Source organism: Pseudomonas neustonica, from assembly GCF_003797945.1.
Taxonomy (GTDB): domain Bacteria; phylum Pseudomonadota; class Gammaproteobacteria; order Pseudomonadales; family Pseudomonadaceae; genus Halopseudomonas; species Halopseudomonas neustonica.
The window spans coordinates 268,078-293,386 of sequence record NZ_RKKU01000001.1 but is presented as its reverse complement, the minus strand read 5'-3'; the positions used below and the strand labels follow the sequence as shown (position 1 = coordinate 293,386).

At 55.4% G+C, this 25,309-nt stretch carries 27 protein-coding genes; 8 read left to right on the top strand and 19 right to left on the bottom strand.

Features of this window, described 5'->3' with window-relative positions; translation table 11 throughout:
- The first annotated feature begins 111 nt into the window (after window positions 1–111).
- From ectA to EF096_RS01325, 5 genes are all read left to right on the top strand, one after another.
- Entirely contained in the window at window positions 112–633 is a 522-nt protein-coding gene (ectA, locus tag EF096_RS01345) for a diaminobutyrate acetyltransferase (RefSeq protein ID WP_123887798.1), read from the top strand.
- Window positions 634–647: 14 nt separating this feature from the next.
- The gene (gene ectB, locus EF096_RS01340) at window positions 648–1,934 is read left to right on the top strand and encodes a diaminobutyrate--2-oxoglutarate transaminase (RefSeq protein ID WP_123887797.1); all 1,287 of its coding nucleotides are present in this window, start codon (window positions 648–650) and stop codon (window positions 1,932–1,934) included.
- Between the two features lie 48 nt (window positions 1,935–1,982).
- Entirely contained in the window at window positions 1,983–2,372 is a 390-nt protein-coding gene (locus EF096_RS01335; protein WP_123887796.1) for an ectoine synthase, read from the top strand.
- Window positions 2,373–2,682: 310 nt separating this feature from the next.
- Complete coding sequence (locus EF096_RS01330) at window positions 2,683–4,113, top strand: aspartate kinase (protein ID WP_123887795.1); 1,431 nt, start codon at window positions 2,683–2,685, stop codon at window positions 4,111–4,113.
- 194 nt (window positions 4,114–4,307) lie between these two features.
- A complete protein-coding gene (locus tag EF096_RS01325; protein WP_123887794.1) occupies window positions 4,308–5,903 on the top strand; it encodes a cation:proton antiporter family protein in 1,596 nt (531 codons plus the stop codon).
- Here EF096_RS01325 and EF096_RS01320 read toward each other — a convergent pair.
- Window positions 5,900–6,772 carry an alpha/beta fold hydrolase gene (locus tag EF096_RS01320; RefSeq protein WP_123887793.1) on the bottom strand — a complete coding sequence of 291 codons (873 nt, stop codon included), beginning with the start codon at window positions 6,770–6,772 and terminating at the stop codon, window positions 5,900–5,902. The genes EF096_RS01325 and EF096_RS01320 overlap by 4 nt on opposite strands.
- Window positions 6,773–6,876: 104 nt before the next feature.
- On the opposite strand from EF096_RS01320, the gene EF096_RS01315 reads away from it, so the two are divergent.
- Window positions 6,877–7,641 carry an alpha/beta fold hydrolase gene (locus EF096_RS01315; protein ID WP_123887792.1) on the top strand — a complete coding sequence of 255 codons (765 nt, stop codon included), beginning with the start codon at window positions 6,877–6,879 and terminating at the stop codon, window positions 7,639–7,641.
- Between the two features lie 16 nt (window positions 7,642–7,657).
- Here EF096_RS01315 and EF096_RS01310 read toward each other — a convergent pair whose 3' ends face one another.
- Window positions 7,658–8,374 carry an SIMPL domain-containing protein gene (locus EF096_RS01310; RefSeq protein WP_123887791.1) on the bottom strand — a complete coding sequence of 239 codons (717 nt, stop codon included), beginning with the start codon at window positions 8,372–8,374 and terminating at the stop codon, window positions 7,658–7,660.
- Between the two features lie 154 nt (window positions 8,375–8,528).
- Here EF096_RS01310 and pomA point away from each other — a divergent pair, with 154 nt between their 5' ends.
- Together pomA and tssL are read left to right on the top strand one after the other, a co-directional pair.
- Window positions 8,529–9,302: a flagellar motor protein PomA gene (gene pomA, locus EF096_RS01305; protein WP_123887790.1), complete on the top strand. Its 774-nt coding sequence runs from the start codon at window positions 8,529–8,531 to the stop codon at window positions 9,300–9,302.
- A complete protein-coding gene (tssL, locus tag EF096_RS01300; RefSeq protein WP_123887789.1) occupies window positions 9,302–10,213 on the top strand; it encodes a type VI secretion system protein TssL, long form in 912 nt (303 codons plus the stop codon). The genes pomA and tssL overlap by 1 nt, the downstream gene beginning before the upstream one ends.
- Before the next feature lie 31 nt (window positions 10,214–10,244).
- Here the strand turns inward: tssL and flhB are convergent, their stop codons facing one another.
- The 17 genes from flhB to fliF all read right to left on the bottom strand — a co-directional run bounded on the left by flhB (window position 10,245) and on the right by fliF (window position 25,302).
- Window positions 10,245–11,375, bottom strand: a complete 1,131-nt coding sequence (gene flhB, locus EF096_RS01295) for a flagellar biosynthesis protein FlhB (RefSeq protein WP_123887788.1) — start codon at window positions 11,373–11,375, stop codon at window positions 10,245–10,247.
- Window positions 11,375–12,151, bottom strand: a complete 777-nt coding sequence (fliR, locus tag EF096_RS01290) for a flagellar biosynthetic protein FliR (protein WP_123887787.1) — start codon at window positions 12,149–12,151, stop codon at window positions 11,375–11,377. Before fliR ends, flhB begins: the two co-directional genes overlap by 1 nt.
- Entirely contained in the window at window positions 12,151–12,420 is a 270-nt protein-coding gene (gene fliQ / locus EF096_RS01285; RefSeq protein ID WP_123887786.1) for a flagellar biosynthesis protein FliQ, read from the bottom strand. The genes fliR and fliQ overlap by 1 nt, the downstream gene beginning before the upstream one ends.
- Window positions 12,421–12,433: 13 nt before the next feature.
- Window positions 12,434–13,186 carry a flagellar type III secretion system pore protein FliP gene (gene fliP / locus EF096_RS01280; protein WP_123887785.1) on the bottom strand — a complete coding sequence of 251 codons (753 nt, stop codon included), beginning with the start codon at window positions 13,184–13,186 and terminating at the stop codon, window positions 12,434–12,436.
- Complete coding sequence (gene fliO / locus EF096_RS01275; RefSeq protein WP_235869589.1) at window positions 13,183–13,623, bottom strand: flagellar biosynthetic protein FliO; 441 nt, start codon at window positions 13,621–13,623, stop codon at window positions 13,183–13,185. The genes fliP and fliO overlap by 4 nt, the downstream gene beginning before the upstream one ends.
- Window positions 13,624–13,625: 2 nt before the next feature.
- On the bottom strand, window positions 13,626–14,093 hold the full coding sequence (gene fliN, locus EF096_RS01270; protein ID WP_123887784.1) for a flagellar motor switch protein FliN: 468 nt from the start codon (window positions 14,091–14,093) through the stop codon (window positions 13,626–13,628).
- A 51-nt stretch (window positions 14,094–14,144) separates the two neighbouring features.
- Window positions 14,145–15,116, bottom strand: a complete 972-nt coding sequence (gene fliM / locus EF096_RS01265) for a flagellar motor switch protein FliM (protein ID WP_123887783.1) — start codon at window positions 15,114–15,116, stop codon at window positions 14,145–14,147.
- Between the two features lie 9 nt (window positions 15,117–15,125).
- The gene (locus EF096_RS01260; protein ID WP_123887782.1) at window positions 15,126–15,638 is read right to left on the bottom strand and encodes a flagellar basal body-associated FliL family protein; all 513 of its coding nucleotides are present in this window, start codon (window positions 15,636–15,638) and stop codon (window positions 15,126–15,128) included.
- A 236-nt stretch (window positions 15,639–15,874) separates the two neighbouring features.
- A complete protein-coding gene (locus EF096_RS01255; protein WP_235869588.1) occupies window positions 15,875–17,317 on the bottom strand; it encodes a flagellar hook-length control protein FliK in 1,443 nt (480 codons plus the stop codon).
- An 81-nt stretch (window positions 17,318–17,398) separates the two neighbouring features.
- Window positions 17,399–17,734 carry an Hpt domain-containing protein gene (locus tag EF096_RS01250; RefSeq protein WP_123887781.1) on the bottom strand — a complete coding sequence of 112 codons (336 nt, stop codon included), beginning with the start codon at window positions 17,732–17,734 and terminating at the stop codon, window positions 17,399–17,401.
- A 90-nt stretch (window positions 17,735–17,824) separates the two neighbouring features.
- On the bottom strand, window positions 17,825–19,522 hold the full coding sequence (locus tag EF096_RS01245) for a fused response regulator/phosphatase (RefSeq protein WP_123887780.1): 1,698 nt from the start codon (window positions 19,520–19,522) through the stop codon (window positions 17,825–17,827).
- A 6-nt stretch (window positions 19,523–19,528) separates the two neighbouring features.
- Window positions 19,529–19,834: an STAS domain-containing protein gene (locus EF096_RS01240; protein ID WP_123887779.1), complete on the bottom strand. Its 306-nt coding sequence runs from the start codon at window positions 19,832–19,834 to the stop codon at window positions 19,529–19,531.
- 59 nt (window positions 19,835–19,893) lie between these two features.
- Window positions 19,894–20,349 (bottom strand): flagellar export protein FliJ, encoded by a 456-nt coding sequence (gene fliJ / locus EF096_RS01235; protein ID WP_123887778.1) that lies wholly within the window; start codon window positions 20,347–20,349, stop codon window positions 19,894–19,896.
- A complete protein-coding gene (fliI, locus tag EF096_RS01230) occupies window positions 20,342–21,694 on the bottom strand; it encodes a flagellar protein export ATPase FliI (RefSeq protein WP_123887777.1) in 1,353 nt (450 codons plus the stop codon). Before fliI ends, fliJ begins: the two co-directional genes overlap by 8 nt.
- Entirely contained in the window at window positions 21,681–22,499 is an 819-nt protein-coding gene (gene fliH, locus EF096_RS01225; protein WP_123887776.1) for a flagellar assembly protein FliH, read from the bottom strand. The genes fliI and fliH overlap by 14 nt, the downstream gene beginning before the upstream one ends.
- Window positions 22,500–22,568: 69 nt before the next feature.
- A complete protein-coding gene (gene fliG / locus EF096_RS01220; protein WP_123887775.1) occupies window positions 22,569–23,591 on the bottom strand; it encodes a flagellar motor switch protein FliG in 1,023 nt (340 codons plus the stop codon).
- Window positions 23,584–25,302, bottom strand: a complete 1,719-nt coding sequence (fliF, locus tag EF096_RS01215) for a flagellar basal-body MS-ring/collar protein FliF (protein ID WP_123887774.1) — start codon at window positions 25,300–25,302, stop codon at window positions 23,584–23,586. Before fliF ends, fliG begins: the two co-directional genes overlap by 8 nt.
- Between the last annotated feature and the right edge of the window lie 7 nt (window positions 25,303–25,309).

The window sequence follows — 25,309 nt, the reverse complement described above, 5'->3', positions numbered from 1 at the left end:
GATAAGCAAAAATATAGCCCTGTAAGCTGCATTCATAGCGGGTTGAGATAATTTTTTGGATATGTTTATTATGGAAAAAGAATTTAAGCATAAACATTCGGGAACCTAGTTTTGGCTTCTAAAAACGTAACACTCCGCCAGCCCACCGGCCTCGACGGATTTGCTCTGAACCAACTTGTCGCACGCTGCCAGCCACTGGACACCAACTCGGTGTACTGCAACTTGCTGCAATGTGCAGACTTCGCTGAAACAGCCATCGCCGCAGAGGCCGATGACGGAGACTTGGTAGGCTTCATCTCTGGTTATCGCCCACCAGCACGCCCCGACACGTTGTTCGTGTGGCAGGTTGCGGTAGATAGCAGAATGCGTGGCCAAGGCTTGGCCCTGAAGATGTTGCTGGCTCTGGTTGAACGTACTCGCGCCGCTGGCGTGACCCGTCTGGAGACCACCATCTCGCCCGGCAACGACGCATCCGAGGCCCTGTTTAAAAAGGCCTTCCGCCTGCTGGGCGCCGATTTCACCACTGAAGTGCTGTTCTCCCGCGAGAAGCATTTCAACGGACAGCACGACGACGAAGTTATTTACCGTGCTGGCCCCTTTACTCAATCAATTACTCAAACAGCTCACGCTTGAGACCAGGAGATATCATGAACAACTTTGAACAGTTCGAGAAAAACGAATCCGACATCCGCAGCTACTGCCGTTCATTCCCGGTCCTCTTCAACCAGGCTCAGGGCGCAGAGCTGGTCACCACCGAAGGCAAGCGTTACATCGACTTCCTGGCGGGTGCAGGCACCCTGAACTACGGCCATAACCATCCGGTACTGAAGAAAGCACTGATCAAGTATCTGGAAGAAGATGGTATTACCCATGGCCTGGACATGTACTCCGCCGCTAAAGAGCGCTTTCTGGAAACCTTCAATCGGGTGATCCTGGAACCACGCGGCTTTTCTAAATACAAGATTCAATTTAGCGGCCCCACTGGCGCCAACGCCGTTGAAGCTGCGTTGAAGCTGGCCCGCAAGGTAACTGGACGCAGCAACGTCATCAGCTTCACCAACGGCTTCCATGGCTGCACCATCGGTGCACTCGCGGTTACCGGTAACGGTCACCACCGCGGTGCGGCAGGCGTACCCCTGACCGATGTCAGCCGTATGCCCTATGCCAACTACTTTGGCGAAAACGTTAACACCATCTCCATGATGGACAAGTTGCTCAGCGACCCAAGCAGCGGTATCGACAAGCCAGCCGCCGTCATCGTTGAGGTTGTTCAGGGTGAAGGTGGTCTGAATACCGCTTCTGCCGAGTGGATGCGCAAGCTTGAAAAGCTGTGCCGCAAGCACGAAATGCTGCTGATTGCCGATGACATTCAGGCCGGTTGTGGCCGTACCGGTACTTTCTTCAGCTTTGAAGAAATGGGTATCAAGCCTGACATCATCACCATGTCCAAATCGCTTAGCGGTTTCGGTCTGCCGTTCGCTATTGTCATCATGCGCAACGAGCTGGACCAGTGGGCACCAGGCGAGCACAACGGCACCTTCCGTGGTAACAACCACGCCTTCGTAACCGCTGCAGCTGCGCTTGAGCACTTCTGGACCAACGACGAGTTTGCCAAGAGCGTTCAGGCTAAAGGCAAAGTAATCAAGGACCGCATGCAGAAAATCGCACGCAAGCACGGCCCTGACTCGCTGTACGTTAAAGGTCGCGGCATGATGGTTGGTATCAGTTGCCCCGATGGCGAGACGGCTTCAGCCATCTGTAAAGAAGCCTTTGCCAACGGCCTGGTCATTGAAACCAGCGGCAACCACAGCCAAGTCGTTAAATGCCTGTGCCCGCTGACCATTACTGACGAACAGATCGAAAAAGCGCTGACCATCCTGGAAGCTGCTTTTGCCAAGGTAATGAGCGATCAGGTTGCCAATCAGGCATCCTGATCCCGGCAGCTTTGCGACCCAACACCGACTCGAAGAGGAAATGAATAGATGATCGTACGTACACTGGAAGAATGCGAAAACTCCGACCGCCGCGTCACCACCGAGACTTGGGAAAGCACCCGGATGCTGCTCAAGGATGACAAGATGGGATTCTCGTTTCACATCACCACCATCTTCGCCAACAAGGAAACGCACATCCACTACAAGAATCACCTTGAGTCTGTGTATTGCATGAGCGGCAACGGTGAGATCGAGACGCTTTCCGACGGCAAGGTCTATCAGATCCGTCCAGGCACACTCTACATCCTGGACCAGCATGATGATCACATGCTGCGCGGCGGGACTGAGGACATGAAAATGGCCTGTGTATTCAACCCACCGATCAGTGGCCGCGAAGTACACGACAAAGACGGCGTATACCCCGCAGACAGCGACTGATCAGTCTGGTCTGACGGCAAACCGCAAAGCTGCCAGCGATGGCGCTTTGCGCACTGCCAGTCGGGATTAATCGCGGTTCGACCGCGGTTTCCTGCCGGAAGGTAACAATCCGCGGCATGCTTTCGCGGACGTTAACACAGCCTTCATCGCAAACCCCACGATAAGATGTACTGGCAGCCAAACAAATCTGGTCGCCTCAGGTACACAGCCAGCGGCAGAAACGCGCCGCAGTAAGACGGACAAACGAGGGCATGAGGCTCTCTACCTGCTGGCAGCAGGACAAGATTCACCAACGACAGAAACCAGGACTATGCATACAGTAGAGAAAATCGGCGGCACATCAATGAGTCGCTTTGAGGAAGTACTGAACAACATTTTCATTGGCCAACGTCAGGGTACAGACCTGTACCAGCGTGTTTTCGTTGTCTCTGCCTACAGCGGTATGACCAACATGCTGCTCGAGCACAAGAAAACCGGTGAGCCCGGTGTGTACGAGCGATTTGCCGACGCCCATGTCGAGGATGCCTGGCTGGATGCCTTGGACGCTGTGCAGGAATCCATGGTCAGCAAGAATGCCGAGCTGTTCAAGGGCGAGTACGAGCGTCTGGCGGCCGACCGCTTTATTGAAGGCCGCATCAGTGACGTGCGTGACTGCATGGTGAGCCTGCAGCAGCTTTGCTCCTACGGCCACTTCCAGCTGACCGAGCACCTGATGAAAGTACGCGAAATGCTAGCCTCTTTGGGCGAAGCGCACAGTGCCTTCAATACCGTGCTGGCGCTGAAGAAAAAAGGCGTCAACGCACGCCTGGTTGACCTTACCGGCTGGAACCAGAGCGAACCAAAGGCGTTCCAGGATATGGTCAAGGACAGCTTTGACGGTATCGATCTAAGCAAGGAGCTGGTTGTTGCTACTGGCTATACCCATTGCAGCGAAGGCTTGATGAACACCTTTGACCGCGGCTACAGCGAAATCACCTTCGCACAGATTGCCGCATCCACCAGCGCGCACGAGGCGATTATTCACAAGGAATATCACCTCTCGAGTGCCGATCCAAACCTGGTTGGCGTGGACAAAGTTGTCACCATCGGCCGCACCAATTATGACGTAGCCGACCAGCTGTCCAACCTTGGTATGGAAGCGATTCATCCCAAAGCTGCGCGCACCCTGCGCCGTGCCGGTATCCACTTGCGCATCAAAAATGCGTTTGAACCGAATCATGGTGGCACCCTGATCAGTCAGGACTATTGCAGCGAGAAGCCCTGCGTTGAAATCATCGCCGGCCGCAAGGACGTATTTGGTCTGGAAGTCTTTGATCAGGAGATGCTCGGCGACGTCGGATATGACCTTGAGATCACCAAGCTATTGAAGAAGCTCAAGCTCTATGTGGTCAACAAGGACTCAGATGCCAATAGCATCACCTACTATGCATCGGGCTCACGCAAGATGATCAACCGCGCATCGCGCTTGATCGAAGAGCAGTACCCGATGGCCGAAGTCAATGTGCACAACATCGCCATCGTTTCGGCGATTGGCTCAGACCTAAAGGTCAAGGGCATCCTCGCCAAGACGGTTGCCGCGTTGGCAGAAGCTGACATCAGCATCCAGGCGATCCACCAGTCGATCCGCCAAGTTGAGATGCAGTGCATCATCAAGGAAGAGGATTACGACGCAGCTGTCGCAGCACTGCACCAGGCGCTGATTGAGCCAGAAAATCATGGTGACGTAATCGTCGCCGCCTGATCCTGAAAGACGGCAACAACAAGTAGCGGCCCCACAGATAACTGTCGGGCCGTTTTTGTTTTGTACGTGAGAGCATCAGCAGAGCAGTTAAAACTTCGTTATAGTCTGGCAATATCCTTGGCAAATACGCTCACGACAATACGCTGCGCATGTGCCGAACAGGGCTGCAGCATCTATGGATAAGGGACGAACGCGTGATTGAAGCGGTATGGATTGCATTTGCCTTCATGATGGGACTGGCCGTGCGCCAGGTGGGCCTCCCTCCCCTAATCGGTTATCTCGGTGCCGGATTTGCACTGTCTGCTCTGGGTTCAAGGGTTGGCGTCGGCCCTGAAGACAGCGAGGTACTCTCCCATATAGCGCATCTGGGCGTTTTACTGTTGCTGTTCACCGTTGGCCTCAAACTCAAGGTGAAGAACCTGGTGCGGCCAGAGGTGATTGGCGGCAGCCTCTTGCACTTCGCTCTGTCTACCGCGCTGCTGCTAGCCGGACTACTCTATTTTCTAGAGCTCCCCTTGGGTGAAGCTACGTTGCTGGCCATGGCACTCTCTTTTTCCAGTACTGTGCTGGCCGCCAAAGTACTGGAGAGTAAACGCGAGCTGCGCGCCTTCCATGGCCGGGTGGCTATCGGTGTCCTGATCATGCAGGACCTGATTGCCCTGGTAGCCATCAGCATCGCCAGCGGTAAAAGTCCGTCAGCCTGGGCGTTGATGGTAATTATCCTGCCCCTGAGCAAACCAATACTCTACAAGCTGCTTGATCTCAGCGGGCACGAAGAATTGATGGTGCTACTCGGCCTGCTACTGGCGCTGGTAATTGGCGGTGCCGGCTTCGAAGCCCTTGGACTCAGCTCCGAATTGGGCGCCTTGGCATTTGGTGCGCTGCTGGCAGGTCACAAGCGCGCGGGCGAACTTGCACAGTCGCTGTGGAGCCTTAAAGAAATCTTTCTGGTCGGCTTCTTCTTGCAGATAGGGCTCGGCGGCTTGCCGGATATGCAGGCAGTTATCTTCGCATTGGTAATCACCCTACTGCTACCACTCAAAGCGCTGCTGTTCTTCCTGCTGTTTGTCGGCTTCAAGCTGCGTGCTCGTAGCGCCTTTCTAAGTAGCCTGACCCTGGCCAACTACAGCGAGTTTGGGCTAATCATGGCGAGCCTGGTGCTTCCGCAATGGCTGATCCCCTTGGCCTTAACGGTGGCTTTCTCGTTCCTGCTTTCCGCTCCACTCAACCGCATTGTCCACTCAATTTACGAGCGCTTGTCGCCCTACCTGCTGCCCTTTGAACGCAACATTCGTCATCCAGACGAACAACCCATTACGCTTGATGATGCTCAGGTTCTGATTATGGGTCTGGGACGGACTGGCCGGGCAGCCTACGACAATCTCGCCGAACAGGGCTTCAATGTCATTGCACTGGACTCGGACCCGGTCGCTGTTGAGGCCAGCCTTAAAGACGGCCGCCGCGCGCTCTTCGCTGACGCAGAGGACCAGGTCTTCTGGCAGAACCTTGATATGCCCAATATTCATTCGGTGATCCTGGCCATGAACGATGCAGAAGCCAAGACCATCGCCGTGCAAAAACTGCGCTCACGCGGCTTTGCCGGCCTGATCGTTTCACACGCAATGTATGAGGACATCGCCAGAGCCATTATTCGCGCAGGCGCCGACCATACCTATCTGACCATGAGCGAAGCCGGCACCGGCTTGGCAGAGCACGTTGCACGCAGCATTCGCGAACGTAGCCAGTTGCTCAGCGAGGACGCTGAGCAACGAGCTGACGTCAAAGCTTAAGACAGCAAGAAACGGCTAACCTGTTCGGCAGCACTCCGCGGGTGCTCCAGCATAAAGCAGTGACCACCCGCTGTTTGGTGCGCTGTACAGCGCACACCGCTGCCTGCGAGGCGGCGTGCGCTTACCCCGACAAAGGGATAGGTGCGATCGCCATAAATGATATGCGTAGCTGTCTTGATGCGCCGCAGCGACCTCCAGAGGCCGCTGGGCATGCTCATGAAGACGTCGGCTTCGCGACTCGGATGACAACATAATTCAACCCCACGCTCCGGGTGATCCCGTAATGCGTGCGTAATATGCGCAGCGAAGGCATTCTCATCCCATCCGCGGAACATCCCCCTGTTATGCAAACTGCTATGCGCGGCGGCACGATCCGGCCAGCTGTCGCGTCGCGACCTGGCACGCTTGGCCACAGGATTGCTGTTTATTCCCAGTAGACCCAAGCCGCGCCTCAAGGTGATCAAGCCAGGTGGAAAAAACACTGGATCGAGTAAAACGGCACGTTCAAACAGGTCGGGCTCCGCCGACAGGATCAAAGCAGTTAAAACGCCACCAAAGCTGTGGCCACAAGCCACACGAGGCACATTGCCAAACAATCCTCGACCGGCTTCAAAAGCTTCCAGCGCCAGTTCAGCATTACGATTCCAGCCAACAAACTTATCGCCATGATCACTCTGGCCATGCCCCTGCAAATCGCATAGCCAGAGATCAAAGTCATGCGCGAGCAACTCCAGCAAAGGCTCGTAACTGCGGGTAGAAAAGCCGTTGCCGTGCAGAAAATGCAGTAAAGGCTTGCCGCTGGGAGGGCTATGCCAACCGCGCAGACTGAAGCCCGCGCTGGTCTGGTGCGCCCAGGGTAACAACTCCATGCCATGATCCCCGGTAAAAAACATCAGTCTAAACGGCGCCAGCGTAGCTGTCAGCGCCATTGGTGCCTGTTAAGCTGCCCCATCTATTGCGGGAATGGTGATATATGCTTGAGGTCAGGACATCCGGCCATGGATTACCGCTGGTGTGGGGGCACGGTTTAATGGGCAGCATGGCGCAGGAAGACACTACCGGCTGGTTTCATCATCGCGATAGCGACCTCAAATGGGTACGCTACGACGCCTGTGGTCATGGCAATTCGCTCCGACCACTGGACCCATTGCGCTATCGCTGGCCTGCGCTTGCGTCAGACATGCTGATGGTAGCAAGGCACAATACCACTGGCCGCTTTGCCTTGGGCGGGCAATCCATGGGTTGCGCCAGCGCAATATTAGCCGCCCTGCAGGCCCCGGATAGCGTCTGCAAGTTGGTATTGGCAACACCACCCACCGTCTGGTCCGACCGATCAGTTCAGGTAGCAAAATACGAGCAGATGATTCGTCTTTTACGCGCTCGCGGTATGAACGCGTTAATACAGCTGTCGCGCCAGTATCCTGCACTGCCAGACTGGCTTGGCCAAGCCCGCCCACAAGACGCCTTGGCGCAGCTCGAAAGCTTGTCAGGCTTCACCCGTGAGCTCTTGATAGCCGTCCTGCAGGGTGCAATCGCGTCCGACATGCCAGCACCAATCGAGCTGAAAAAGCTCGATCAACCCGCACTGATACTAGCCTGGCGCGACGACCCTATCCATCCGATAAGCAGCGCAGAGCAATTGGCTCAAAGCCTGCCCAACGCTGAACTACGCATTATTGACAGAGTCAACGAGCTGGCGGATTGGCCGCAACAAATCGCTGACTTTATCCATCAGTAAATGAACACCTCTGAGCTTATTCCAGGCTGTAGTCGATATTGGTAACCACCCTGACGCGCTTGGTTTCCGGGGTGAAGGGATCAACATCCTCGATCGAAAAATATCCCTGTGTTGCGCGGCGGATACTTCCCACTTCAGCCCCTGCATCGCGCGCGAACTGGTCTGCTGCTGCGCGCGCATCGCGGGTTGCGTCAGCGATCATATCCGGCTTGATACTATCAAGCTGGGTGAATAGAAAGCTGGGCTGAAACTCGTAGCTTTGAGTCAGCGCGATACCAGACTTCACCAGCTCGCCCACTGACTGCATGCCTTGCTTGACGCTATCGACCTCCTCGGTACGCACTAGAACGGTGACATCCGCACGGTAACGTTCAGGCGGTAGGTTATTACCGTAGCTATTCGCATGTTGATCGGTGATTTTAGGCACCGATAACTGAATCTGCGGCTCCTTGAATCCCTTAAGCAATAAAAAAGATCGAACCAAGCCTTGCTGAGTGTCTATATCGTTCTGCAGTTGGTCTAGACTGTTACCAGTAAGCGTAAAATTGATTGGCCAGAGCGCAAGGTCGGCTTGCACCTCACGTTCAGCCAGCCCTTTTACGCTCACCACACGATCAGCGCCGCGGAACTGCAACAAACCGGTTTTCAGGCTAACAGCCATAAAAGCCAACGCGATAGCGATCAACCCGGCTGCTACGATAGACCCCCAGGAAACACGAGAAACAGACGACATAGGTACCTCCAGTAAAAAGTGCAAACTCAGCATAAGAAAGACAAAGGATTGACGCGAGGCATTTCACTTGCGCGCATTCCACCTTAGAATGGCGCCCGACTTCCCTTGGACCCGAACTTTCTTTGTTGTATCCCCATCAAAAAAAGGAGCACGTGTGGATCTCGCGACACTAATTGGCCTGATCGGCGCCATTGGCATCATTGCCGCGTCCATTCTGCTGGGTACCGGAGCACAGGTATTCTTCAATGTACCTTCACTGCTGATTGTCATTGGCGGCAGTCTGTTTGTTGTACTGGCAAAGTTTAACGTCGGCCAATTCATCGGGGCGATTAAAGTGGCTGGGCGGGCATTTCGTTTCAAGCTGCCTGACACTGAAGAAAGCATTAACGAGCTGGTCGAGCTCGCTACTGTTGCGCGAAAGCAGGGGCTGCTGGCCTTGGAAGACAAGGAGATTTCATCCCCCTTCCTGCAAAGCGGTATTCAGCTGCTGATTGATGGCCATCCACAGGAAACCGTAAAGGCCATTCTGGAAAAGGAACGGCTAATGACCTTGGACCGCAACCGCTGGGGAGCCAAGGTGTTCAGCGCTCTAGGTGACGTCGGCCCAGCTATGGGCATGATTGGTACGCTCATCGGCCTGGTGCAGATGCTGTCCAATATGGAAGATCCTAAATCCATCGGCCCGGCCATGGCCGTAGCCCTGCTGACAACTCTTTATGGCGCCATGCTGGCAACCATGCTCTGCTTGCCAATAGCCGACAAGCTAACGCTAAGAATGAGTGAAGAAGCACGCATGCAGGGTCTATGGATAGACGCCATCCTGGCTATACAGGAAGGAACCAACCCTAGGGTCATCGAGCAAATGCTCAGCAGCTATTTGCCGCAGAACAAGCGCGACAAAATTGGCGGCGAAGCGGAAGAAGCCTGATGGAAGAGGAAGAAAGCGGCCCAGGTATACCAGCATGGGTGATGACCTTCGCTGACCTGATGTCACTACTGATGTGCTTTTTCGTGTTGCTGCTGTCTTTTTCCGAGATAGATGCACAGAAGTTCAAGCAGATAGCTGGCGAGATGTCTAAAGCCTTTGGTGTGCAGCGAGAGATCCCGGCCCTGGAAATCCCGATGGGCACCAGTCCCATCTTTGACAAGTTTTCCCCCGGCAAGCCCGAACCTACGCCAGTTGATAGCGTCCGCCAGCAGACCACAGAACAAGCCCCGCAACTTGATACCCTGCGTGAAGAGCTGGAAGGAAAACTAAAAGAGCAAGTCAGCAAAACGACTGAAGACCAGGTAGAGACCAGCATTGATGCCCTGCGTGAGGTGCTCGACAACGAATTGAAACAAGGCCGCATGCAACTTGAGCACGACCGCAAGCGCATTGTGATCAGGGTAGAGGAGAAAGGCTCCTTCCCTTCAGGCTCCGCAGACATGACACCCGACTTTCAGGACATGTTGGATAAGATCGCCGATGTAGTGTCACGCTTGCCAGGTGAGGTCACGATTGAGGGGCATACCGACAACATCCCGATCAAAACCAACCGCTTCCACTCCAACTGGGACCTATCGGCAGCACGTGCCTCGTCGGTAGCCAATGCACTGCTGCTGAACGACACCATCGAGCCGGAGCGAATAAGAGTGCAAGGCTATGCCGAAACTCGTCCACGGGCAGATAACGACTCCCCGGAAAACCGTGCACTCAACCGCCGGGTAGAAATCATCCTCGACCTGTCAGGCTCTATTGATGAATACGAAGCAGAACTGCGACGACTCATGGAGGAAGACCTGGGTGAATTGATCCAGGAACTGGAGTTGCAGGACAGCCCACCGCCGGCACAATAACCAAATCAACCAGTTTATCTGTCAGGCCTGGTTACTTCTTCAGATCATCAGGAATGGGCGGTTCGGGCATAGGCCCTGGCCGCTTGCCCTGGCCGGCACGATATTGGCGCAGCTGAAACACGTAAGCCAATACTTGAGCCACTGCCAAATAGAGACCGGAAGGAATCTCCTGATCAAGCTCAGTGCTGTAGTAGACCGCTCTCGCCAACGGCGGTGACTCCAGCACTACGATATTGTTTTCGTTGGCGACTTCACGGATCTTTTGCGCGATGAAATCAGCGCCTTTGGCCAGCATAATCGGGGCGCCGCCGTTCAGCGGATCATATTTCAAGGCCACAGCAAAGTGCGTTGGGTTAGTAATCACCACGTCCGCCTGCGGTACTTTCTCCATCATCCTGCGTTCGGCCATTTCACGTTGCAGCTGCCGAATTTTACCCTTGACCTCAGGCTTACCCTCGGAGTCCTTGAACTCGTCACGCACCTCCTGCTTGGTCATCATCAGCTTCTGCTTGTTATCCCATAGCTGGAAGGGCACATCGACCAGTGCAATGAGGATTAACGAAGATGAAAGAATCAACAACGCGGAGGCCAGCGCCCAGGCGCAATGCACTATGGCTTGTTCCAGCGGCTCCTGACCAATACTGAGAAAGTCATCGGTGCGCAAATGCAGCACCAGCAATGAGGTACCAAGCACAACCAAAAACTTGGCCAGCGCTTTGAGCAGCTCGACCAAGGCTTTTAGCGAAAACATACGCTTGAGCCCTGCAAGGGGATTCATTCGCTCGAACTTGGGCGCCAACGATTTGACACTAAAAAGCCATCCACCGAGCATGATAGGGCCGACGATAGAAGCCACCAGCAGCATGGCAAACAGGGGCGCAAGTACAACTATCCCCTCCATTACCGAGGTGTACAGATGGAGCGCCATGGCATCAGTGCCCAACAGCGCCTCACGCTCAAATGAGAAGTTGAAGACCATGATACCCATCAACTTACGTGCCATTTCGGGGCCGAGCATTAGCAGCGCGAGCGCTGAGACCATCACCACAGCCAGCGTATTCAGCTCTTTCGAGCGAGCCACCTGCCCCTTATCGCGCGACTCTTTAAGCCGTTTGGCCGTGGGGTCTTCTGTTTTTTCCTGACCGCTCTCGGATTCGGACATCAGCTCGCCCTCACCAAAGCACGCAACCAGATAAGAGCATCAGACGCTAACTCCTGATACTGCCCCAGCACGTTACTCAACAGAACCCAGAGTATGAACAAGCCAAAGATCAGCGTTAGCGGAAAGCCAATCGAGAAAATATTTAGCTGCGGCGCCGCGCGCATCATCACGCCAAAGGACAAATTAACGATCAGCAGCGCTGCAATGGCGGGCAAACCAATCAGAATGGCCGAGGCCATTACCCAAGAGAAACGGTAAACCAATGCTTCAAAGTCAGTTGCCGCCAGCGTCTCGCCAATAGGTAACGTATTAAAGCTCTCAACCAGCACCTCAAGCACGACCAGATGGCCATTCATCGCCAAAAACAACAAGGTAACCAGCATGGTAAATACCTGCGCTACAACGGCCACAGAGATACCCATGCTAGGGTCGTTCATCGACGCAAACCCCAAGCCCATCTGCATCGCAATAATCTGACCAGCCATCACATGAACTTGAAATAAGAGCTGCAGCGAAAGCCCCATAGCAGCGCCTATCACTATTTGCTCGGCGATAATGGTCCAGGTACTCAGTGACAGCGCATCAAGGGTTGGGACTTCAGGAATCTGTGGCGCGACCAGCAAGGTAAGCGCCAAGGCAAAATACAGGCGTATACGAGTTGGTATCAGTTGAGTGCCGAATACCGGCATGGTCATCAGCACGCTTGCGATGCGAAAGAGCACCCACAGGTAGCTTGAGACCCAGCGGCTAAGTTCGGCGCTGGATAGCTCCAGCATCAGCCGATCAGCCCTGGAATCTGCCGATACAGGGTATCGGTAAACTCAATCAACTGAGTAGTTAACCAAGGCCCCAACCAAATCAAGGTAACGAAGGTTACCAGCAGACGCGGGAGAAAACTCAGGGTCTGTTCGTTGATCTGCGTAGCCGCCTGAAACATGGCAACCACAAGGCCGATCAACAAACCTGGCATTACCACAATGGCAACCATGATACAGGTCAGCCATAGCGCTTGGCGGAACAGATCAACAGCTACTTCTGGAGTCATTGCCGGCCCTCCCCTAACGCACAGCAAAGCTGGCAGCGAGAGTGCCGATAATCAGCGCCCATCCATCTACCAGCACGAACAGCATGATCTTGAATGGCAAGGAAATAATCAGCGGCGACAGCATCATCATACCCATGGCCATCAGCACACTGGCAACAACCAGATCGATAACCAAAAACGGAATAAAGATCATGAAGCCAATCTGAAAGGCAGTCTTCAGTTCAGAGGTAACAAAAGCCGGTACCAGAATATGAAAGGGCACTTCGTCGGGGCCCGTCAGGTCGGTGCGATTGGCCAAGCGCACAAAAAGCTCAAGATCGGTTTCACGGGTCTGCGCCAACATGAATTCGCGCATTGGCACGCTCGCTACCTCCATCGCTTCCTGTGCCTGCATCTCCTCGTTGATGTAGGGCTGCAACGCTGTTTGATTGATCTGCTCGAAAACCGGCGCCATGATAAACAGGGTGAGAAATAACGCCAGACCAACCAGAATCTGGCTGGACGGCGTTTGCTGCAAACCCAGCGCCTGACGCAGAATCGCGAACACAATGATGATGCGGGTGAAACTGGTCATCATCATGACGAAGGCCGGGATGAAGGTCAGCGCCGACATCAACAGCAGAACTTGCAGGCTCACAGAGTACGTCTGCTCACCATTGGCATCAGTGCTCAGTGTGACCGCTGGCAAACTAAGCGGATCAGCCGCTGTCTGCGCCCATACCGATGGCGCCGCCAGCATCAGCAAGAGCCAAATCCAACGCATCATGAATCTGCTCCCCGCTTCAACAGCGCCTGAAGTTTGCGCCCAAAGTCACCATTGCCAGCCGCTGCAGCGGCCAAATCCGCGACCGGCTGCTCAAAGACATGCAGGGTATTGATTCGCCCGGGGGAGGTGCCCAGAAGCATCTGAGTACCTCCAACATCGACCAGCAACAGACGGTCTCTTGGCCCTAATGGCAAGCTACTGACCAGCTTGATGTGCTGCCCACCCTGCGGAGCCAACGGCCCAACACGGCGCATCAAGTAGCCCAGGGCGAAAATCAAGCCTATGACCACCGCCAAGCCAAGCGCCAGTTGCAGCAACTGGCCAACCAAGGAGCCTGACGACGCGCCGATAGCCGCCACAGCCGGCTCTTCAGCAGCCAGGCTGGTGCCGGGCAGCAGTGCCATTGCAAGAAGCGGTAAACAACGGAGCATTTTCATGCTCACCGCAGTTTCTTGATACGTTCAGTAGGACTGATCACGTCCGTCAGACGAATACCGAACTTCTCGTTCACGACAACTACTTCACCGTGCGCGATCAAGGTACCGTTTACCGTCACATCGAGTGGCTCACCAGCCAACCGATCAAGCTCTACAACCGAGCCCTGGTTAAGCTGCAGCAGGTTGCGGATAGTGATATCGGTATTGCCCACCTCCATCGCGATCGTGACCGGGATGTCGAGAATCACATCCAGATTAGGGCTGTCACCCGGATCAAATCGGTCATCCTGGGCTTTAGCAGGAGCGCTGAACTCTTCCATCGGCATACGTGGCTCGGCATCACTCTGTGCCAGCATGGCGTCAATATCATCCTGGCTGGCATCACCCGCCTCGTCCAACGCAGCCGCCCACTCATCCGCTAACGCCTGCTCTTCTGGAGTGGGTTCGTCCGGGCTATTGTCATCAGCCATCACGCTATTCCTCTGTTATTGATACTTATCGGGTCGCTGATTATGTATTGATCAACGTGGTCGCGTCAGCGGACCGAGAATCTGCAGGGCAAGATTACCTTTTACCGATCCCAGCTTGGCCTTGAAGGTAGGCACACCATTGGCACACAGCACCATATGATCGGGTAGTTCAACCGGAATCACATCTCCCGGCTGCATCGTCAGCAAGTCATTGAGCTTCAGCTTGCTTTTAACCACGGTCGCACTTAGTGGGACCTTAACGCCGGTAATTTCCTCACGCAGCGCTCGCACCCACCGCTCATCATGCTCATCAACATCGGACTGTACGCCAGAATCCAGCACTTCGCGCAGCGGCTCAATCATGGAATAAGGGAAGGTTACGTGAAGGTCACCACCACCCCCATCGAGCTCGATATGGAAAGTGGAAACCACCACCACTTCGCTGGGGCTCACAATATTTGCCAGTGCCGGATTAACCTCGGAGTTAACGTACTCAAACTGCACGTCATGCACTGCCTGCCAGGCTTCACGTAAATCAATAAAAGCCTGATCCAATACCATTCGCACCACGCGCAACTCGGTCGGCGTGAATTCACGGCCTTCAATCTTGGCGTGACGTCCGTCACCGCCAAAAAAGTTATCCACCAGCTTGAATACGAGTTTCGCATCCAGAATGAACAATGCAGTACCGCGCAACGGCTTCATCTTCACCAAGTTGAGACTGGTGGGCACGTAGAGCGAGTGCACATACTCGCCAAATTTCATTACCTGCACGCCGCCCACTGCGACATCTGCCGATCGACGCATGAGGTTGAACATGCTGATGCGCGTATAGCGCGCAAAGCGTTCGTTAATCATTTCCAGCGTAGGCATCCGCCCACGTACGATGCGATCCTGGCTGGTGATATCGTAGCTCTTGATCGACCCGGGCTCGCCCTCCAGCTCGGTATCAATGGCGCCATCATCTACCCCGTGTAACAGGGCATCGATTTCATCCTGGGAGAGCAGATCCTGTACGGCCATGAACGCGTCCTATTGCAAAACCATATTGGTAAAGAGTACCGACTCGATTACCGGGTCGCCCACTTCCTTTTCCATCAGCGCCTTCACCGCAAGGCCAGCTTTTTCACGCAGTGCCTCCTTACCTTCAGGACTCATCAAGGCGGCAAAGTCTTCACTACCGAACAACAGCACCAACTGGTTACGTATCAGCGGAAGGTGCTGATTCAGCTTGGCCATACCCTCCGCGTTACGGCCCATGAGTACCACACTCACCTGCATATAACGCTGGCGACCACTGTCGCTGTAATTAACCACAAAGGGTGGTTCAAGAGCCTGATATAGCGCTTCTTGCTTAACCGGCTCTGCCGGCACTTCGGCGGCAGCCTCTTCGTCTTCACCGGAGAGCATGAAGTAGGCCACTCCGCCAGCCGAGAGCAGCAATGCCAGTAGACCAATACCAATCAGAATAAATAGTTTCTTGCGACTCTTGGCCGGTTTTTCCAACCCATCGTCTTTCGCTGTGTTATCTGCTTGTTTTGCCATGACAATATTCCGTCACTCCAGCGGGATTTTCCCTGTTTATGAGGGTAATGCATTGAACGTGCCAGTACATGCATTCGCATACCGGCTAAGCGCGCTTTAGCCAAGTAGCCAGGCCCGCGCTCAGTCATCAGGACCGGATGGTCATAGGATAAAGGGAAAGTGCAGAAAAGTCTTTGTCAGCCCGCCTGGAAAGGCGGCTGACAAAGACGCAGGAACTGCTGAAAGGCGCCCAATGCTCAGGCGTAGTAATCAACTAATCGACTATTGGCAGCGATCTGTTGGGCCGCCGCCATCGGCAACTCATCTTCCCCGCTGGCCCGCGAAGCGCTAGCCGCTGAACCACCTGCTCGACCCTCACTGGAATCGCCACCAGCAAAACCACCAGCCGCCTCATTGCCGCGCTGCTGACCACTATTACCATCAGAAACAGTAACGTCGAGCTGATCAACCCCTTGCAGGGAAAATAGTTCGCGCAAACGATGCATATGCCCTTCCAACGCTTCACGCACCGCCGGATTCTGACTCACAAACTGCACCTGGTGCTCGAGCCCACGCGCCTGAATCTTGATCTCTAGCGGCCCCAACTCAGCAGGGTCGAGTTGAATCTCAACGCTCCTGAGATTCTGGCTGGACATCCACATAACCTTATTAACTACAGACTCGCTCCAACCACTTTGACCAAAAGGCACCGCAAGTGATTGTGCCGCGCCAGCGACCGGTCGCTGCGTTAGCGCACCCTGCGCTGAGCCAGCCGCGACCGCAGACTTGTTCTGGGAGTCCAACGCATCAATGGCTGAGTTTTCCTGTTTCGCCGGACCCCCTCCCTTCTGCTCGGCAAGTCTTGCGGCGAACAATCCTTGGGAGTCTACACTGGCTGCCAGGTTAGCTACCCGCTGGGTTTGTTGCGGCTGGTCAGCAGAATTGGCCTGTCGATTACTGGTCAAAAGTTTGTCATCAGCGTCGGTCGACTGCGTCTTGCCCTTGAGAGTGCTGTCTTCGTTAGCAGTGACGGCTGCATCCGCATCAGCCGCTGCAGAACCTGCCATGGCAGCACGCAGCTGCGCGAGCATTTCCGGCAAACTGAGAGGATTCTGGCTGCTGGCAAGTGGTTTATCACCCGATGCGCCAGCGGCCAGGCTCGCGTCCGCGGCCTGCGCCAGGACTTTGCTGGCTTCAGCTGCCGTCATCTGCTGCGCCAATACCGGGCTCGAGACAGCCTGTGTTGCGGCGTCAGCGCCGGACCCTTCTTGTGGTAACTGCGACAACCACTGTTGCCACTGACTGCTCAAGGCGGCCAACAGGTCTGCATCCTCCTGCGGCTCACCATCCGCTGACAGCGTCAGTTCAGCGCCACCTCCATCACTTTCAGCAGCGCCCTGCAGAGGGGATTCCAACGCAGCAAGCTGTTGTAGCCAGTCCCTGATCTCGACCGGCAAGCTTTTGCCGTCTGCGGCAAAGCCAGGCATGCCCTCCTCGCCCGCGGCAATCGCCTCTTGAGACTGACTAAACTGGCTGATCAAGGCCTTCAACTCAGCGGGCTGTTGCGCTGCCAAAACAGAAGAAAAAGCCGCCAACCCTTCAGCTGCAGGGCTTTCACCTTTTGCAGTGCCCAGCCCTGAGAGCTTGTCTCGTGGCATTTCGGCGCCCATCAGCGCCAGCAGATTTTGCCCAATTGGCATACCTAAATCTCCACCCGGTCTGCAAGAATCCTTGCGTTTGCAGACGTGTTGCAATGCATGGGCCAAGTGGAGCAGTAGGAGTCAGGAAAGTTGCGTTTGCACGCGACTAGAACACGCGAGGATGTTTGAATAACTTACCTTTGCCGCAGCTAGATCACCTTTCAAAGCGGCACGTTCACCGTCAAGGCATGCATTTTCCAAGGCAAGGGCACCCATATTACCGCAGCTACCCTTGAAGCTATGAGCAGCCTGGCGGAAGGCTTCGAGATCTTCGCTTTGCAAGGCAGCGCTCAGCTGAGAAAGGCGTAAATTGGCATCAGTCAGAAAGGTCTCAAGCAACAGAGGATAATCGTCCTGCATGAGCTCGCGCAGTGCATCCAGCGCAGCATGATCGATATCCGGCAAATGATCTGACATGAGAAAACCTTGTATGGAGCGTAGCCGAGTTTAATCGCGACCTGATCGGCAGAAAACTGAACTAACGAAAGTGCCCGCAGTATGCCCAAGCTACCAGCTGAAGACCACCCTGACAGTGCTGCTGGCTCCTTTGACTTCTACTTCCTGCGCCAGCGCCGCCACCAACGCCAGGCCTCGTCCGGCATAATCTGCGCATGCGCGATCAGGCGCAAACCCATTGCCGCTATCTTCACATTCAATCTGCAGCATCCCGCCATCAGGGGTTGGCAAGTGGTTCAAGGTGATACGAATCCAGCCGTCTACCAGGCTGCGCAGCCGCTCACCTCGCTCTTGATAATAGAGAGCGAAGCCATCCGAATCCTGCTTCCACGCCGAGTCGAGCCGCAACAGGCCGTGTTCCAGAGCGTTGCTATATAACTCACTCAGCACGGTAAACAACGCACCCGCTTGCGGCCGCAGCCCTGGGATCTCCAATAGTCGCGAGAGCAGGAAAGGCAGCGGGTTTTGTTCGCGGATAGACGCAGCTCGATAAGTGTAGCTCAGGCACCAGTCCTGCGGCCGAGACGGCGGCGCGGTGGCGCGCGGTGAAGGTATACGCTCACTCCGCTCAGGCATCACCACTTGAAGCAAACTGACATCATCCTCAGGGCTACCGTGGAAGCGCTCAAGCGCGCCGAGCAGCCCATCGAAAATTCGCCCTGGATGCCCCAGATAGGCATCCAGTACCTCGTGCACGCCAGCTTCCCCAAACAGCTCACCTGCCTGGTTACGGCTTTCAATAACGCCATCAGTCCAACACAACAGACGCTCACCCGGGCGCATCACCATCACTTCAGGCTGAGGATTAAAGCGTTGCCGGTTGGCGACACCCAGCGGCAGGTTGGTAGAGGCGACGCTGCGCATAAGCTCTGCCGACGGGCCGAGAATCATCACATCAGGCAAGCCACCATTCCAGATTTCCACAAGCCCTTTATCGGGGTTTACCTCAATCAGCACAGCGCAGCAGAAAATACCGACCGGCAGAATGGTTGCCAGCTTGTCATTCAACTCAAACAAAATATCGCGCAGGGCAAACCCCTTTGCGGTCATTGCGTAAAACACTTCCGCCAGCGGCATCGCGCCGATCGCAGCTGACAAACCGTGCCCGGTGAAATCCCCCAGCAGCAGATGCATTTCACCTGAGGGACGATTGGCTGCGAGCAGAATATCGCCATTGAACATCGCATAGGGGGACTGCAGGTAACGCAGACTGCTGTGGCTCAGAGCCCCTGAATGCGCCACGCGATCAAAAATGATTTTGGCTACTTCCTGGTCCTGCAGCAGACTGGCGTGCTGCGCAGCAATCACATCACGCTGCGCCTGCAACGTTTGATGCATCTCGCGCATGCGGCGAAACGCGCTGATCTTGGCATCCAGGATCACCGGGTTATAGGGTTTGGTCAAAAAGTCGTCGCCGCCCGCTTCCAGGCATTGTACCAGGGCATCGGTCTCGGTCAGACTGGTGAGAAAGATGATCGGCACCAGGTCTTCACCCGCCTGCTGCTTGATCAGCCGGGCAGCCTCAAAGCCGTCCATCACCGGCATAAGCGCATCAAGCAAAACAATATCTGGCCGACGTTCGGAAAACTGCTCTACCGCCACCTGGCCATTCTCGGCGAGATAAACCTGGTGACCCAATCGCTCAACCAACCGACCCAGAATCATACGATCAGCAGGATTGTCGTCGGCAACCAGGACGGTTAGCCGGTCCGCAACCTTGAGCGCCGACGCCGACAACTGCGTGGCCATCAAGGGTTACTTGATACTGAAGAGTTGTTCAAAGTTGGAAATACTCAGCACTTTGCGCACATCCGGATTGCAGTGCACGATACTGATCTGCGCGCTATCCCCACCGGCGTGATCACGCAGCAAAAGAAGCATACCCAGCGCCGAGCTGTCGATATAGTCAGTGTCGTGCAGATCAACCACGTACTCTTGCGGAGTCAGACCGCTGCGCTCGTAGGCGTTGCGAAAGTCCTGATGGGCGCCGAAATCAAAGCGGCCTTTTACGCTGATGGTAAGTACTTGGCTATCCGCCGATAAAGTCGCCTGAATCGACATAATCTCTCCCTGACAGTATTTAAGTTCTCCATTTCTTTTAGCACAGGGACTGGCACCTGTCAGGGATTATTTCCACGTTGCCCATGAGCACGTTGCGACAATTCGTCGAGGAGCTTCTGCTCCTGCCGATCAGCTCTGGCCTGCGCTTCCAAACGGTACTTTTCAATCAGCTTACGAAGCGCCTCAAGCCGCTGATAACGCTCACGCCAACTTTCTCGCGCCTTTTCTATACTTTGGCCATGCCAGCTCACCGTCTGCCGCTGTTGCTCCAGCGCGACTTCCATCTGCGCCATGAAACGCTGGTAATTCATTAGCCATTCACGGCCGACGCCCTGCTCGCCCCGCTGCGTCCACCCTTTGGCATATTCGGTACAGTAATATTCGAGATCACGCAGACGATTCTGCGCTTCATCCAACTGCTGCTGGCACTGCCCCAGCACCGTAGCAGCTTTGCGCTCCTCTTCCAGCGCCATATCGACGACCGGCATGAGTCGACGAATGCGACTTTCACTCATTAGTGATGGTCTGCTCCAGCGCCGCCTGACTATCGCTCAGATTAACGCTGACATGCAGCCCCTGACGCAGAAAGGCCTGCATGGCCGGCATCTTTTCCATCGCTTTATCCGTCAAGGGGTCGGAACCAGCAGAATAAGCACCCACACTGATCAGGTCTCGGCTCTGCTGATAGCGCGCGTATAGCTGCTTGAATTGTTGCGCCTTCTGTAATTGCTCAGGTGAAACGATCTGCGGCATAGCGCGGCTGATAGAAGCCTCAATATCAATCGCCGGGTAGTGCCCTTCCTCGGCCAACCGGCGCGATAGCACTACGTGACCATCGAGAATCGCGCGCGATGCGTCAGCGATAGGATCCTGCTGGTCATCACCCTCAGACAGCACGGTGTAGAACGCGGTAATTGAGCCACCGCCCTGCTCGGCGTTACCCGCGCGCTCGACCAGTTGCGGCAACTTGGCAAATACCGACGGAGGATAGCCCTTGGTAGCAGGAGGCTCGCCGATGGCCAGCGCGATTTCGCGCTGGGCTTGGGCAAAACGCGTCAGGGAGTCCATCAGCAAAAGCACATTTTTGCCCTGATCACGAAAGTATTCAGCAATGCGCGTACAGTACATCGCCGCACGCAGCCTCATGAGAGGGGCATCGTCAGCAGGAGAGGCGACCACGACAGAGCGCGCCATCCCCTTCTCGCCCAGAATTTGCTCGATGAACTCTTTCACCTCACGGCCACGCTCGCCAACCAGCCCCACGATAGTGATATCCGCATCGGTAAAGCGGGTCATCATGCCCAGCAACATACTCTTGCCCACGCCGCTACCGGCAAAGAGACCCAGACGCTGGCCACGGCCGACAGTCAACAAACTGTTGATCGAGCGGATGCCTACATCCAGCGGCTCTTCGATCGGATGGCGCTTGAGCGGATTGATTACCGGACCATTGAGGTCTACCCAGTCTTCAGCCTTGAAGCTGCCTTTGCCATCCAGTGGTCGGCCGATGCCATCAACCACTCGCCCCAGCATCGCTGACCCCATCGGCAGCTTTCCGCCACCACTTGAAGGCACTACCCGAGCGCCGGGCTGCAGACCTTCCAGACGGTCTACCGGCATCAGGTAAATCTTGTTGCCGGAGAATCCCATGACTTCAGCTTCAATGCTGCTCTGACCATTAGGCGTATCACTGATGACCTGGCAACGGCTGCCGACCGGCGCCTTGCAGCCCTCGGCCTCCAGCGTCAGACCTACCATGCGAATCAGCCTGCCTTCTACCACCGGGTCGGCGGCGAGCTTGATTGCGCCTTGATAGCGCGAGAGACGACGGGCGAAACTGATGCGTTCAAGCTGACTCATGATCGCCGCCATCCCTAGCTTCTTCGCCTTTTTCGCTGGGCGTAATACTGATATCAGCTTCCGGCGGATGAGCGCGCTGCTCCTGACGCTCCTCATACAGCTGAGCGATCAGCTGCTGCATACGCGTTTCCAGCGTGGCATCAACCTGACTGTGTTCGGTTTCTACACGGCAACCACCGGCCATCAGACTATCGTCCTCAAGCAGACGCCAGGTTTCTTCGTGGCGCTCGCGCAGCGCCTTGATGGCGTCAAAATCGGCGGGATTGAGATAAATGCGGATATTGCCGGCACCCACTGGCAGGGTTTTGAGCGCGCCACGCAACACTTGAAGCACTTGCGTCTGATCGGTACTCATCTCGCGCTGCAGCACTTCGCGCAACATAGCTTTGAGCATATGCAGCAGCATGTCTTCAATCTGCTCGTCTTGCGCTTGCATCGGCGACATCAGCTGCGTCATCAGTTTTTCCAGCTCCGCCAGCCGAGCCTCCAGCGCCGTGCGGGCTTCCTGCTGCGCCTTCAGCTGACCAGCGTGAAAACCGTCCTTCTCACCGGTAGAAAAGCCATCGTTGTAAGCCTCCTGGCGGATCTGCTCCAACTCCTCTACGGTAAAAGGTTTAACCTCTTCAATCTCTTCTTCCACTTCAGCCAAGGAATCTTCGCCCTCAGTCTCAGATTCTGGCTCAGCGTCATCACGCTCCAGTGCTACCTGATGGGACGCGGTATCAAAACTGGGCAAATCCCAGAGACTAAAGGCTTCTACCTGACCGCCGCGCAGCAGTTCGGACTCGGATTTCTTTGATGACATTGGCTACCCTGCTGCTGATTAAGTGACTGCGTCAGAATACCATCGCGGCACCCAGGCGTAGTTCAGCCTTTAGACCATTTCCTCGCCGCCCTTGCCACCCAGCATGATTTCGCCAGCATCGGCCATGCGTCGAGCAATCGTGAGAATCTCTTTTTGCGCAGCTTCTACTTCGCTGATGCGCACCGGCCCTTTGGCTTCCAGGTCGTCCTGCAGCAGTTCGGATGCCCGCTTGGACATGTTGCGCAGGAACTTATCCTTAATAGACTCGTCGGCCCCTTTGAGCGCGATGATCAGAACCTCGGAAGACACCTCTCGCAACAGTGCCTGAATCCCGCGATCATCCACCTCGGACAAGTTATCGAATACGAACATCAAGTCCTCGATCTTGGTCGACAGATCTTCATCCATCTCGCGGATGGCTTCGATCAACTGCGACTCGGTACTTGATTCAAGGAAGTTCATAATATCGGCAGTGCGCTTGATACCGCCCATGTTAGCGCGGGTGGTATTAGAGTTCCCGGCGAACTGCTTCTCCAGAATCTCGTTCAATTCTTTCAGCGCGGAGGGCTGCACGGTATTCAGTGAGGCCACACGCAGCAGCACGTCAAGGCGAACCTTGTGGTCAAAATAGCCGACAACTTCAGCCGCCATATCGGGGTCAAGGTAGGCCACCACGATGGCCTGAATTTGTGGATGCTCAAAGCGAATCACATCGGCTACCGCGCGTGGTTCCATCCACTTCAAACTATCCAGACCAGAGGTATTGCCGCCCAGCAAAATACGATCAACCAGGCCATTGGCCTTATCTTCGCCCAATGCCTGGGTCAGCATGGTACGAATATAACCATCAGCCCCGACTCCGAGGCCTGTCTGGTCACTCACTACCTCGATAAAGTCACCCATGACCTCTTGCACCTGCTCGCGGTGCACCGCGCGCAAGCCCGCCATGGCACTACCTACGCGCTGCACTTCCTTTGGCCCCATATGCTTGAGAATGGCGGCGGCGTCCGACTCACCAAGACTCAACAAAAAGACTGCAGCCTTATCCAGGCGAGACAGTTTTTGCGGGCGCTTACTCGCGTCTTCACTCATCAGCGTTAATCCATTCTTTAACTACCTGAGCCACCCGGCCCGGATCTTCAGCCAATAGCCCCTTGATCGCATTCAGCTGCTGCTCATACCCGGCGCCTGGTGGCGGCAGCAACACGGGGCCGGCGCCAGAACCGGACAGGCTAACCTGATCAGGACTCAAATCGCCATCCAGCCCACCCATGGCACCGCCCGGCAGAGACGAGGCATAACCGTCGTCACCACTGCCGCCGCGGCTGGCCACAGTCAGATTCTTCAATGCCGGACGCAGCACGGCGAACACCAGTATCAGTACAAACAGAATACCCAGCATCTGCTTCGCCACATCCCAGAACCAGGGCTGCTCCCAGAAAGGGATGGACGGCAAAGGCTCGGCATCAGGCTGAGCAACAAAGGCGCTATTGATCACACTTACGCTATCACCTCGACTCGCATCAAAGCCAACCGCATCCTGCACCAGGCGCGTCAAGCGAGCAATCTCCACCTCGGTCAGCGGCGTACGCGTGACCTCGCCTGTTTCTGCATTGATCTCCGCGGGATCATCAACCACTACCGCAACCGAGAGACGACGCAGGCGCCCCTGCTGCTGACGTGTATGGCTGATCTGGCGATCAAGCTCATAGTTACGCGTAGCCTGCTCACGGGTGTCTTTGGGGATAACGGGTGCAACAGGCTCGCCGGTAACCGGATCAACAACCTGCTCTGGCGCCTGACCGGCTACCGGCGGCTGATTGGACAAGGCGCCGGGTATACCGACTGGACCCGCAGAACCACTACGTTCTTCGCTTACCACCTGCTCGCTGCGCAACGCAGATTCGGGGCTATACATTTCGGCGGTAGACTCTACTGCGCTGAAATCCACATCAGCCGAGACCTCGGCCTTGTAGCGCCCCTCACCGAGTACCGGCTGCAGAATATTATGTACACGGCGGGTATAGGTATCTTCCAGCCTGCGCGAGTAATCAAACTGACGACCGGCCACGGTCAATTCGTTCAGTTCATTCTGATTGGACAGCAGATTGCCGTTCTGATCCACCACGGTGACCTGGTCTTTATCCAGCTCTGGAATACTGGTCGCCACCAAATTGACGATGGCCATGACCTGCGCGGGCTCCAATCGACGACCGGCATACATCTCCAGCAGCACCGAAGCACTGGGCTTGCGGTCATCGCGAACAAAGACCGTGGAGCGCGGCATGGCAATGTGTACCCGCGCGTTCTTGACGTTGTAGAGACTGGAAATGGTCCGCCCCATTTCGCCTTCCAGGCCTCGACGATAGCGCGTCGTTTCCATGAACTGGCTGGTACCCAGACCTTGCTCACGATCGAGAATCTCAAACCCGACATTGCCGTCGGTTGGCGCAATCCCCACACTGGCCAAGCGCATGCGCGCGTCAGCCAGATCTTCAGTGCGAACCAGCAAAGCGCCACTGTTAGGCTCAACTTTATAGTCGACCCGACTCTGCTGCAGAATATCCACTACCTGGGATGCGTCATACCCTTCCATGCTGTTGTACAGCGGGCGGTAATCCGCCTCCTGCGACCACAACACCACAGCAAAACCAATGGCTACGCTGGCTGCCAGACCAATCAGCAGGCCAAACTGTCGTAACATCGGCAGCTGCGACAGATTATCCAGAACAGCCAAGCCCATGAGCGGTTTACGCTCAGCGCTCGACTGATTCTGGGTAGCAGGTATGTTGGCGGATTCCATGGGTCTT